The 12,796-nt window shown below is 71.2% G+C and carries 6 protein-coding genes; 4 read left to right on the top strand and 2 right to left on the bottom strand.

What is annotated here, in order from left to right; genetic code table 11:
- Positions 1-177: 177 nt before the first annotated feature.
- On the bottom strand, positions 178-843 hold the full coding sequence (locus tag QMO76_RS04350; RefSeq protein WP_306359860.1) for an MspA family porin: 666 nt from the start codon (positions 841-843) through the stop codon (positions 178-180).
- Between the two features lie 65 nt (positions 844-908).
- On the bottom strand, positions 909-1,547 hold the full coding sequence (locus QMO76_RS04345; protein ID WP_306359859.1) for an MspA family porin: 639 nt from the start codon (positions 1,545-1,547) through the stop codon (positions 909-911).
- A 345-nt stretch (positions 1,548-1,892) separates the two neighbouring features.
- On the opposite strand from QMO76_RS04345, the gene QMO76_RS04340 reads away from it, so the two are divergent.
- From QMO76_RS04340 to QMO76_RS04325, 4 genes are all read left to right on the top strand, one after another.
- Positions 1,893-2,945, top strand: a complete 1,053-nt coding sequence (locus QMO76_RS04340; RefSeq protein WP_306359858.1) for an iron ABC transporter permease — start codon at positions 1,893-1,895, stop codon at positions 2,943-2,945.
- Entirely contained in the window at positions 2,942-3,991 is a 1,050-nt protein-coding gene (locus QMO76_RS04335; protein ID WP_306359857.1) for an iron chelate uptake ABC transporter family permease subunit, read from the top strand. Before QMO76_RS04340 ends, QMO76_RS04335 begins: the two co-directional genes overlap by 4 nt.
- 11 nt (positions 3,992-4,002) lie before the next feature.
- Entirely contained in the window at positions 4,003-4,842 is an 840-nt protein-coding gene (locus QMO76_RS04330) for an ABC transporter ATP-binding protein (protein ID WP_306360174.1), read from the top strand.
- A gap of 120 nt (positions 4,843-4,962) precedes the next feature.
- On the top strand, positions 4,963-12,768 hold the full coding sequence (locus tag QMO76_RS04325) for a non-ribosomal peptide synthetase (RefSeq protein WP_306359856.1): 7,806 nt from the start codon (positions 4,963-4,965) through the stop codon (positions 12,766-12,768).
- The last annotated feature ends 28 nt before the right edge of the window (positions 12,769-12,796 follow it).

The raw sequence follows: 12,796 nt of genomic DNA, 5'->3' as shown, positions 1-12,796 counted from the left end.
CAGAATTCGCTAACCGGGTGGTGCGAAACCCCCGGACGCCTCCGAGTGACGCTGACATGGTCTCATTCGAGAGCCGCGGGTGCTACCCCGATTTCCCTGGGATCGCAGGTGCCGCGGCCGCGGTCCCGCCCGCACGACATTCGGACGGGAAACCGCGGCCGCACCGGGTCCGTGCGATCAGCCGAGGCTGAAGGGCTGGCCCCAGAGGCGCAGCTCGGAACGGCCGAACTTGGTGGTCACCTCGACGCCGACGAAGGCGCGCGCCTGGGCGTATCCGGCGCAACCGGAGAGGCCGAGGGTGGAGTCCTTCCAGTTCACCGACGCCTGCTGCTCGGTGAACTTGAACCCGCGCAGGTAGCTCTTCTCGCCGTAGGCATTCGGGCCCTCGAGGTCGAGCAGCCAGAAGGTGGACGCCTGGCCGGGGCCGAGGGTCAGGTTGCCGCCGGTGCTGACCCCGCCGCTGCCCTTGCCCTCCCAGGTGGTGGCGGCGTTCGCGCCACCGGTGCCGTTGCCGCCGCTGATGTCGACCTGGCAGCCGACCACGTAGCCGGGGTAGATCTTCGAGTACTTGTGCTCGCCATGGATCTCCACCTCGGCCCGGCCGGACGCCCACACATTGCGGTGCAGCGGGGTCGCGCCCATGGAGGGATTGATGTTGACCGACTCGTTCACCAGGCGGATGGTGACGGCGGTGCCGTCGGGCAGTGTCTGGGTGATCTCACCGCCCGGCAGCGGGATGAAGGTGTCGGCGTGCGCGGCACCGGGGGAGAACAGGCCCAGCGCGATGGTGGCGGTCGCCGCGACGCCGACCAGGCGGGCGGCGGCTTTCTTCAGGATGGTCATGATGTTGTCTCTTTCGGAGCGTGAATGCTGTTCAGCACGAGTGGGATCGATGAAGACGGCCGGTGTCAGCCGATGCTGAACGGAGCCCCGTAGAGGGTGGTCTTCGAGTAGTTGGTGCCGATGATCTCGACGACGGTGTAGGCGCGCGCCTGCGCGTATCCGGCGCAACCCTGGATCTGGAGTTCCACATCCTTGTAGCTGACGTGGAACTGACCCGCCTCGACGATGTCGAAGCCCTCGACGCCGACGAACTTCACCTCGCCGGGGCCGATCTTCACCGAGATGGAGCCACCGGCGTTCATGCCGGTGGTGGTGATGCCGCCGGAGACGCCGGCAGAGATGGCGTTGTCGGCAATGCTGACCTGGCAGCCGACGATGTAGCCGGTGTTGATCCGCGAGGAGCCGTGCGTCGAGGAGTTGTTGGTGCCCGGCGCCCCGCTGCCGCCCGCGAAGGGCTTGGGGTCGCCCTTGGGGGTGTCGGTCACGTCGGCGATCACGGTGCCGCTCACCCAGGCCACGCGTCCGGCGCCATTGGCGGCCATGGACGGCGAGATCAGGGCGCTCTCCGCGACGCGCTTGATGGTCACGCCGGGGCCGACCGTCTCGCCGTCCGGCAATGGGACGAAGGTGTCGGCGGTCGCCGTACCGCTGGCCAGCCCGAGGGCGGCGGTTGCCAGCGCGGAGGCAGCAAGGAGTTTTCGCATCGTGGGGGTTTCCTCATCAGGTGGGGGAATCGAATCGCGTTCTCGGACAACTCGCAGCGACCGGGAACGCGACTCGCGTCTAGCAGTGGGAAGGACTACCACCCCCAACACCGGGAATAGTGCTCGTACAGTGTACAAATATGGGATGTATCACAGTGGAGCCCTGAAAATGCCTGGTGGGTAAGCGGGTTCGCTAAAACTGGGAGGGCTCGCCGTACTGCCCGTCGATATCCGCACGGCTGGACAAATCCCCCCGTTTGCAGGTTAGGCTAACCTTGCCAACCTGTGACCGTATTCGTCGACGTGCCGCGTGACCTGCACCGACGCGCTGATGAGAAAGTTCTGATGGACAGATCGCGAAACAGCCTCAGCACGGCCAGCGATGCTCCGGCAATCGCCGCCGCGCCCACCCGGCACCGACGGGGTTGGCTCGCGGCCGGTGCGGTGCTCACGCTCATCTGCCTGCTCAGCCTGCTCATAGGTGCGAAATCCATTGCGGTGGGTGAGGTCTGGGCGGCCTTGTGGCACGGCGGCGACTCGGCGGACCGGCTGATCGTCACCGAGTACCGGCTGCCGCGCACCCTGCTCGGCCTGCTCGTGGGCATCGCGCTCGGTGTCGCGGGCTGCCTGATGCAGGGGTTGACGCGCAATCCGCTCGCGGATCCGGGGCTGCTCGGCATCAATGCCGGGGCCGCTTTCGCGATCACCGTCGCGGTCGCCTTCCTCGGTGTCACCGATATCGCCTCCTACGTGTGGTTCGGCTTCGTCGGCGCCGCGCTCGTCGCACTGGTGGTCTACCGCCTGGGCACCGCGGGCAGGCAGGGCGCGGATCCGGTGCGCCTGACCCTGGCGGGCGTGGCGGTCACCGCGGTGCTCACCGGCCTGACCAAGGGCCTGATCCTGCTCAACGCCAAGGCTTTCGACGAGATGCGCCAGTGGGACTCCGGATCCCTGACCGGGCGCGGTTACGACATCATCGCCGGGGCGGCGCCCTTCATCGCCATCGGGCTGGTGGCCGCTGTCATCGCCGCACGGTCGCTCAATGCCGTCGCCCTCGGCGACGATCTGGCCCACTCGCTGGGGGTGCGGGTCACCCGCACCCGGCTGCTCACCGCCGCGGCCCTGACCCTGCTGTGCGGCACCGCGACCGCCGCCGTCGGGCCCATCACCTTCATCGGCCTGGCGGTCCCGCATATCGCCCGCTGGATCGTGGGTCCCGACCAGCGCTGGGTCATCGCCTATTCGCTGCTGCTCGCGCCGACCCTGGTGTTGGGCGCGGATGTGCTGGGCCGCATCCTCATTCCCGGCGACGAGGTCCCGGCCGGTCTGGTGACCGCCTTCCTCGGCGCACCCGTGCTCATCTGGCTGGCCCGTCGCGCCCGGGCGGGTGCGGCATGACCGCGGAGATCGACTTCGGCCGGACCACCCTGGTGGTGCGCGCCCGCGGGCGCAGCGCCCGGATGGGGCTGCGCACCGCCGTGGTGTGCGCGGTGCTCGTCGCCGCCGCGCTGGGCGTGGCCGTACTGGCACTGGGTACCGGCGATTACGCCATTCCACCGGATCGCGTGGTGCGCGCGCTGTTCGTCGGTGACAACCGCTTCGACCGACTCGTGGTGTGGGAGTGGCGATTCCCACGGGTACTGCTGGCCTTGGCGCTCGGCGCGGCGCTGGGCGTGAGTGGCGCGATCCTGCAATCGGTGACCCGGAATCCGCTGGGCAGCCCCGATATCGTGGGTTTCAACACCGGGGCCTACACCGGCGCGCTGCTGGTCATCCTCACCCTGGGCGGCGGCAACTTTCAGACCGCGGCCGGTGCGCTGATCGGCGGTCTCGGTGCGGCGCTGGCCATTCAGCTGCTGGCGTTCCGGCACCACGTCAGCGGCTTCCGGCTGATCATCGTGGGTATCGGCGTGAGTGCCATGCTGGCCTCGGTCAACACCTGGCTGATCCTGCGGGCCGATCTGCACGCCGCCATGTCGGCCGCCGCGTGGGGCGCGGGCTCACTGAACGGGCTGTCCTGGCCGCAGGTCGGTCCGGCGCTGGCCATCCTGGCCGTCCTGGCCGTCGCCGTGATTCCGGCGGCGCCCCGGCTGCGCATGCTGGAATTGGGCGACGATCTGGCGCACGCCTTCGGGATTCGGGTGGGTCGCGCCCGCATGCTGCTGATCGTGCTGAGCGTGGCGCTCACCGCGACCGCCACCGCCGTGGCCGGGCCGATCGCCTTCGTCGCCTTGGCCGCGCCGCAACTGGGTCGCCGCCTGGCGCGCACCCCGTCCACCGCGCTCGCACCGGCCGCCGCCATGGGGGCGCTGCTGCTGGTCGCCTGCGACTGGATCGCCCAGCGCGTCTTCGCCCCCACCACGCTGCCGGTCGGTGTCGTCACCGTCTCGATCGGCGGACTGTACCTGGCCTATCTGCTGGTGGCCGAGGCGCGACGGAACTAGGGGAAGCGATGATGAACGAAACCGGCGACACCGCTGGGGAATCGGCCGCCGCGGCGGCGCGGCTGCGCGCGGATCGGGTGCGGCTCGGCTACGGCGGCCGCGTGATCAGCGACGGGCTCTCGGTGGACATCCCGGACGGGACGTTCACCGTCATCATCGGCCCCAATGCCTGCGGCAAGTCCACGCTGCTGCGGGCGCTGGCCCGGCTGTTGAAGCCGGAGCACGGCGCGGTGCTGTTGGACGGCAAGGCGATCGCGTCGTATCCGGCCAAGGAGGTGGCCCGGCGCGTCGGGCTGCTGCCGCAGACCTCCACCGCGCCCGACGGCATCCGGGTGGCGGATCTGGTTGCGCGCGGTCGGTATCCGCATCAGTCGCTGCTGCGGCAGTGGTCGCAGGCCGACGCCGAGGCCGTCGCCGCCGCCATGGCCGCCACCGGTGTGACGGAGCTGTCCGCGCGCCCGGTGGACGAACTGTCCGGCGGGCAGCGGCAGCGCGTGTGGATCGCCATGGTGCTGGCGCAGGACACGCCGGTCGTGCTGCTGGACGAGCCGACCACCTATCTGGATATCGCCCATCAGATTCAACTGCTGGATCTGTGCCGGGCGCTGAATCGGGACTCCGGCCGCACCGTGGTCGCGGTGTTGCACGACCTGAACCACGCCTTCCGCTACGCCGATCACCTGATCGCCATGCGGGACGGGCGTGTGGTCGCCGCCGGACCGCCCGGCGAGATCGTCACGGCGGAGCTGGTCCGGGAGGTCTTCTCGCTCGGCTGCCGGGTTATCGACGATCCGGAAACCGGTGCGCCGCTGGTCGTTCCGTTGGCGAGTGACGCCGCCCGGGTGAGTTGACGACCACCGGTCGGAGTCGAGTCGAGAGGAAGGTTCCCCACTGCAACTAAAGTTAGGCTAACCTACCTTGGTTGTTCGTGGGACGTCCGCAGGGGTTGTGCGGACCGGATGTCGTTGCTGATGAAGGGAGTTGCCGTGGTGTCGGTGGAGCGGGACGATGCGAAGACCACTCACGGACTGCCGCTGACCGGACCGCAGCTGGGCATCTGGAACGCTCAGCGCTTCGATCCCGAATCGGGTCGCTATCTGGTCGGCGAGGTGCTGGAGATCGTCGGTGATACTCCCGTCGACGTCGACCTGCTCGCCGAGGCCATCCGCCGCACCGTGGCCGAGGCCGAGAACATGCGGCTGCGCTTCCGGGAAACCGCCGAGGGGCCACGGCAGTTCGTCACCGCCGCCGAGGCCGTACTGCGGCCGACCGTCGACCTGCGCGCCGCCGCCGATCCCGTGGCGCTCGCGCACGAGGCGGTGGCGCTCGAACGGGCGCGCGCCGCCGAGGACTGCCGTGCCATGGTGGACCGGCAGCTGTACAACTACACGCTCATCCGGGTCACCGACCGCCAGGTCTGGTGCGTGCAGCTCTACCACCACCTCATCGTGGACGGCTACAGCGCGGCGCTGCTCTCGCGTCGGGTGGCCGCGCACTACACCGCGCTGCGACGCGGAAAGCCCGCTCCCAAGCCCACTTTCGGCACCATCGCCGCGCTGGTGGCGGAGGAGCGGGAGTACCGCGCCGGTGCGCAATTCGAACTGGAGCGCCGATTCTGGCGCGATCAGCTCACCCCGTGGCCCGATCTCGACGGCCGCGGCCGCCACCTGGGCGGAGCGGTGGAGCGCACGCTGCGCGCCGAGGCGGTGCTGTCGGCCGAGACACTGGCCCGGCTGCGCGAATACGCCGAGAACTACGGCATCACGTGGGCGGATGCGCTGGTGGCGAGCTACGCGGCCTTCCTGAACCGGGAACTGGGCACCTCCGATGTGGTGGTCTCCATGCTGCTCATGGGGCGGGTCGGCCGGGCCGCTCTGACCACCCCGGCCATGGCCGTGAACGTGCTGCCGCTGCGCCTGCCCGTGCGCGCCGACGACCGCCTCGGCGACCTCGCGCCGCGGGTGGCCGAGGCCTTGCGCGCGGTGCGGGCGCATCAGCGCTACAGCGGTCACGATCTGGCCCGCGACTTCCACGGCTACGGCGCGGGCGAACTGCTGCACGGCGTCGGCATCAATCTCAAGGTCTTCGACTTCGCCCTGGACTTCGACGGCGCGCGCGGCGTCCTGCGCAATGTGGCCGGTGGGCCGCCGGAGGACCTCGGCCTGACCGTCACCCCGCTGCCCGACGGCACGGTGCTGCTCGGCTTCGAACCCGATGCGCGCACCAATGATCCGGCGGATGTGCGGCGGCGCATCGACGGGCTGGTCCGGGTGATCGACGCCTTCACCGGTGATGACAAGCCCCCGGTCGGGGCGCTGGAACTGCTTGCCCGCGAGGAGCGCGCGCGGCTGCTGGCCGCGCGTTCCGGTGCGGCAGCGACCGACAACGTCGAACTGGTAACCGACGCCCTGGACCGCCTGGTCGCCGAACGGCCCGATGCCGTGGTGCTCGCGGCGGGCAGCGGTGAGAGCCAGTGGACCGCAGCAGAATTCGGTGCGCGTGTGAACCGACTCGCCCGCTGGCTGCTCGCCAGGGGCGTGCGGCCGGAAACCGTGGTCGGCGTCGCCCTGCCTCGAACCCCGGACCTCGTGGTGGCCCTGTTCGCGGTGTGGCGCGCGGGCGGCGTCTTCCTGCCGCTCGACCCCGAACATCCGCTACCGCGCCTGCACGCCGTGATCGACGACGCCACTCCCGACCTGGTGCTCAGCGCGGGCGAGTTGGCCGCCCGGCTGGCAGCCACGGCCGCCGACCGGGGCACGGGGGCCGCCGAATCCGGTGCGGTGCGTCCGGAGAGCGGACGACCACCGATCCGTTGGGTGGACATCGACGCCGCGAGATTCCGCGACGAACTCGACCGGCACTCCGGCACGCCCCGCGCCGCCGAAGCGGTGCACGGCGCGGAGGCCGGCCGTGAACAGTTGGTTGGGCGGCGGGGTGACCGCTCCCTCCGCACCGGGTCGCTCGTATCCCTCCCTGCGGATTCGGCCGCTGATCGCGGCACGGGTCGCGCCGAGGCCACCGACGATTCGCGAGTGCTCGCCGCGGTCGCATCGGCACCGCAAGACCATGGTGGCTCTCGCGACGGCGCGGCGGTCGCTTCCTCCGTCGGCTCGGGGACGGGCGCGGGCAGCTCGGAATCGTCGGGCGGTGTGGACCCGAGGCACGGTGCGTACCTCATCTACACCTCCGGGTCGACCGGTCGGCCCAAGGGCGTGTTGGTGGAGCACGGGGCGTTGGCGCGGTTGCTGGCCGCGCATCGGGCCGGGATGTACGCCGACACCGCCGCCCGCGCCGGTCGGCCGCTGGCGGTGGCGCATACGACGTCCTTCGCCTTCGATGCCGCGCTCGATCCGCTGCTGTGGCTGCTCGATGGGCACCGTATCCACGTGTACGACAGCGAGATTCGGCGTGATCCCGCCGCGCTGGTGGCGGCCTTCGCGCGGGACGGGATCGACGTCGTCGACGGGACGCCCACCTTCGCGGCGGCGCTGGTGGAGCACGGGTTGGCCGATACCGCGCCGCGGCTGCTTGCGCTCGGCGGCGAAGCGTGCCCGCCGGAGCTGTGGCAGCGCGTTCAGCACGCGGGGATCGACGCCGTCAACCTCTACGGTCCGACCGAGGCCACCGTCGACGCGCTCACCGCACCGGTGGACGGTGCGCGCCCGGCCATCGGCGCGCCGGTTCCGGGGGCGCGGATCTACCTGTTGGACAACGCGTTGCAGGCTGTGGCCGACCATCGGGTGGGTGAGCTGTACCTGGCCGGGCCGCAGCTCGCGCGCGGCTACCTCGGGCGTCCGGGTGCGACCGCGGACCGGTTCGTCGCCGACCCCTACGGTCCGCCGGGTGCGCGCATGTACCGCACCGGTGACCGGGCACGGTGGGTCCCCGGCCGCGGTTACGAGTACGTCGGCCGCGTCGACAACCAGGTCAAGATTCGTGGTCACCGTGTGGAGCTGGGCGAGGTCGAGGCCGCGCTCGGGGCGCTGCCCGAGGTGCGGGCGGCGGTCGCCGACATTCGCGAGATCTCCGGCCGTCCCACCCTGATCGGGTATGTGGTTCCGGCCGGCGCCGCGCCGAACGTGGTCGAACTGCGTTCGCGGTTGGCGGATGCGGTGCCCGACCACATGGTGCCGTCCCGGCTCGTCGTCGTGGACGATCTGCCGCACACCGTGAACGGGAAGATCGACCGGGCGGCACTGCCGGAACCGCCGTCCGACACCGGCGGTCGCCTGCCGTCCACCCCGGCGGAGATCGTCCTGTGCGCGGTGGTCGGGATCGCGCTCGGGCACGACGCCGTCAGCGTGGACGAGGACTTCTTCGGTGTCGGCGGAGACAGCATCACCGCCATCAGCGTGAGCAGCCGTCTGCGTGAGCGCGGGCTCGTCCTGTCGCCACAGGAGTTGCTGTCCCGCCGGGCGCTGAGCGAACTCGCCGCCAGCGCGACGACTGCCGGGGCGGCCGCCACCCCCGGACGACCCGCTTCGCGGGGTGTGGCACTGCCACAGGCGATCTCGGACGAGCTGACTTCCCGCTACGGTGAGATCGCCGACGTACTGCCGCTGTCGCCGTTGCAGGAGGGGCTGCTCTTCCACGCCCTGCGCGACGGCGGCGACGACGTCTACACCATGACGGCGCGATTCGAACTCGACGGCCCGGCCGATGCGGAGCGCCTGTCGGCGGCCTTCGAACGCATGCTGGCCCGGCACCCGAATCTGGGCGCGGCCTTCCGCTACGAAGACTTCGACCAGCCGGTGCAGGTGGTTCCGGCCGTGCCGCGAGCGTCCTTCCGAGTGGAGGACCTGCGCGACCGCGCGGCCGGGGATGCCGAGCGGATCGCCGCCGAGTTGGAGCGGCGTGCGGGCACCGAACCCTTCGACATCGCCGAACCACCGTTGCTGCGGGTCGTCCTGATCCGCCTGACCGATACCGCGCACCGGCTCGTCCTCATCGCGCATCACCTGCTCGCCGACGGCTGGTCGGTGCCGATCATGCTGCGCGAAACGCTCGCGATCTACCACGGCGACGGCGAGAACCTACCCGCCCCCGGCTATTACGGCGACTACCTGGCCTGGCTCACCGGCCGCGACACCGCGGCGGCGGTCCAGCGCTGGAGCGCGTATCTGCGCGGCGTGCCCGCGCCGACGCTGGTCGGCACCGCCGCCGGGCGTCGCCTGCCCGCCGTGGGCCTGGACATCGACCTGCCCGACACCGCCGGCGCCGATCTGGAGAGTCTGGGCCGACGGTACGGCCTGACCATGAGCACGCTCGTGCAGGGCGCGTGGTCGATGGTGCTGGCCGAGCAGGTCGGCCGCACCGATGTGGTGTTCGGCGCGGTCATCTCCGGCCGCCCGGCGGATCTGCCCGAGGTCGAGAAAACCGTTGGCCTGTTCAGCAATACGGTGCCGGTGCGCCTGCGCCTGGACGTGCACCGCCCGCTGGTCGAGCAGCTCGGCGAGTTCCAGCGGGCGTGTTTCGATATGCAGGCCCACGGCTATCTCGGCCTGGCCACGGTCGAGCGCACCGCTGGACTCGGACGGCTCTTCGACACCCTCGTCGTCTTCGAGAACTTCCCGAAATCGGGCCTGCGCCAACCCGACACCCACGACGTGCGGGTCACCGACGTGGTGGTGCACAGCCTCACTCACTTCCCGATCACGGTCACCGCACGGCCCGGCGAGCGATTCCGCCTCATGCTCCACCACGACCCGGCGGCGGTGCCGGACAGCACGGCCGCGCGGTTCGCGCAGCGCCTCGGCGCGGTCCTGACCGCCGTGACCGCCGATCCCGCCGCCACGGTCGCGGCGGTCACCGCGGCGACCACCCGGCGTGAAACCCACGGCGGCACCCTCGCGGACTGGGGGACCGTCGTCGATCCGAAGGCCCCGGCGGTGACGTTCGCGGACACCACGATCGACTACGGCGAATTCCTCGCCCGAGCCAACCGCCTCGCCCGCTGGCTCATCGCACGCGGTATCGGGCCCGAAACCGTGGTGGCGCTGGCCATGCCACGCACCATCGACGCGGTCGTCGCCGCCCACGCCATCGTGCGCGCCGGCGGCGTCTACCTGCCCGTCGATCCCGAGCAGCCCGCCCAGCGCATCCAACGCATACTCGAAACCGCCGCTCCGGCACTGACTCTCGAAACACTCGACGGTGTCGACACGAGCGGATTCGCGGACACCGAACTCACCGACGCCGAGCGCATCGCACCGCTGCGCCCCGCGAACACCGCCTATCTGCTGTTCACCTCCGGCTCCACCGGCGTGCCCAAAGGCGTGGCCGTCAGTCACGAGTCGATCGTGAACACCTTCGAATGGCTCTGGGAGCAGCAGCGTTTCGGCCCCGGCGATACCGTGCTGTACCGCACGCCGCCCATCTTCGACGCCTCGCTGCTGGAGCTGTATCTCCCGCTGCTGGTCGGCGCGCGGATCGTGCTCACCCGTCCGGACGGCCACCGCGACCCCTACTACCAAACCGAACTCATGCGCGCCGAACGGGTGAGCGCCGTCCAGATGACGACCTCCATGCTGACGGTGCTCGCCGAGGAGACCGACCTGGACGGCTGCGCCGACCTGCGCTGCGTCATCACCGGCGGTGAGGCGCTGCCCCCCGCTACCGCGCACCGGGTACGCGAACTGACCGGTGCGCGGGTGCACAACCTCTACGGCCCGACCGAGGCCGCGGTGTGCATCACCTACCACGAGGCCGCCGCCGCCGATACCGCGTCGGTGCCGATCGGCAGGCCCGCCAAGGGATCCGGGGTGCGCGTCCTGGATGACCGGCTGCGGCCGGTCCCGGCCGGAAGTATCGGCGAGCTGTACCTGATCGGTGTCCAGCTGGCCGGCGGCTACCTGGCCCGCCCCGACCTGACCGCCGCCGCCTTCGTCGCCGACCCCTACGCCGTCGGCGCCCGCATGTACCGCACCGGCGACCTGGTGAAGTGGAATCCGAACGGCGAACTCGACTACCTCGGTCGCGGCGACAGCCAGGTGAAGCTGCGCGGCCAGCGCATCGAACTCGGCGATATCGAATCGGCCCTGCTGACCTGTGCCGGTGTGGCGCAAGCGGCGGTCCTGCTGCGTGAGGACACCCCCGGCGACCAGCGCCTGGTGGCCTACCTCATCCCGCGCGGCGGTGCCGCCCTCGACCCCGACACCATCCGCGCCGAACTGCGAACCACCCTGCCCGCGTACATGATCCCGGTCGCGTACGTGGTGCTCGACCAGATCCCGCGCACCGCGAGCGAGAAAATCGACCGCAAGGCGCTACCGGTCCCGAGCCACGACGCCGACCCTGCCGACTCGACGGCCCCTGGAGTCCCCGGCGGCCGGACACCAGCCCGCGAAACGCCGGGCGAGAGTGCGCATTCCGCTCGGAACGGCGTCGGCGCAGTGGAGCATGAGCCCACGGGACGAGATGAGTTGTCGGCCCCGGTGGAGCTCGCGCGGACGGCGGGTGCCGCCGTGGCGGAGAACTCCGGTCCGGCGGGTGGAATCCCAGCCGCGTCCTCCCAGCGCGCCGTGGAGCCGGAGTTGCGCGCCGTGGAGCCGGAGTTGGCGGCCGCGGGCGGGCGGGCGTCGGTGCGGGGAGCCGCGGAGACAACCGATTCGCCCACGGAGGTTGCGCTGGTCGGCGATATCCGCGCCGCCATGGCGGCGGTCCTGTCCGCGCCCGAAATCGGCGTGGACGACGACTTCTTCGCCGCGGGCGGTCACTCGCTCACCGCCGTCCGCCTGACCGGCAGGCTGCGACGCACCGGCTTGGACACCGTCCTGGACGACATCTTCGCCGCCCCGACCGCGCGTGCCCTCGCCGCCCGCATCGGCGCGCGCGGCGCGGTGCTCCGCCCGGCGGATGCGTATCGGACCGGCGGTAGCGACCGGGCCGCGAGCGGAAAGAGCGCCGGGGGCACCGAAGTGCCAGGCGGCGAGCGAGCAAGCGGCGCCGACGGAGTACTGGACACCGATGGAGCCGGGGGTATCGGGGGCGGTGCGAACCCGGAAGGAGCTGGGGGCGGCGACCGCGCCGCGACCAGCGCCGACGCCCACGCCCTGCTCGGCAGCCGCCTGGACCACGTGCTGGACCTGCGCGCCACCGGTTCGGCCGCGCCGCTGTTCTGCGTGCACCCGATCGGCGGCACCGCCTGGCAGTTCGGGCCGCTGGCCCGGCTGCTGCGGGCGGACCGACCGATCATCGGACTGCAATTGCCCGCCCTGCGCGACCGGGACTTCCACGCGGACACCCTCGAAGACCTGGCCCGCCACTACCGGGCCACCATCCGCCGCATCCAGCCGCACGGCCCCTACCGTCTGCTCGGATATTCGCTGGGCGGCAATATCGTGCATGCCATGGCGGCCGCCCTCGAGGCCGAGGGGGAGTCGCTCGCCTATGTGGGCCTGGTGGATTCACACCCGCTGGCCAGCCTCGCCGATCAGGCGGCGCGGGCGCTCACCGCTCCCGCCGAGCTGGACCGGTTGCTACCCGAACTCCCTTCGGACGCACCGGAACTCGCCGACGCCGTGCGCGCCGCCGCGACCGCGCTGCTCGGCATGGTCACCCGTTCGACGCCGCCGCGCTACCGCGGCTCCATGGCCCTCTACGCCGCCGACACCGGGACCCAGCCGGGTCGGGCCGAGGCCCAGCTGTCGGGCTGGCTGGCCGACGGCGCGCGCCTGGTGGTGCGCCGACTGCCCTACTCGCACTTCGACATCGTGTCCCCGACCGGTTGGACCGAGGTCGCGGCGCTGCTGGACGCCGACCCGGCGATCCGCGAATGACCCTCCCCCAGAAGAAAAGAAAGAACAC

It is taken from the genome of Nocardia sp. CC227C, from assembly GCF_030767025.1.
Classification (GTDB): Bacteria; Actinomycetota; Actinomycetes; order Mycobacteriales; family Mycobacteriaceae; genus Nocardia.
This window is presented reverse-complemented; position numbering and strand designations above follow the sequence as displayed.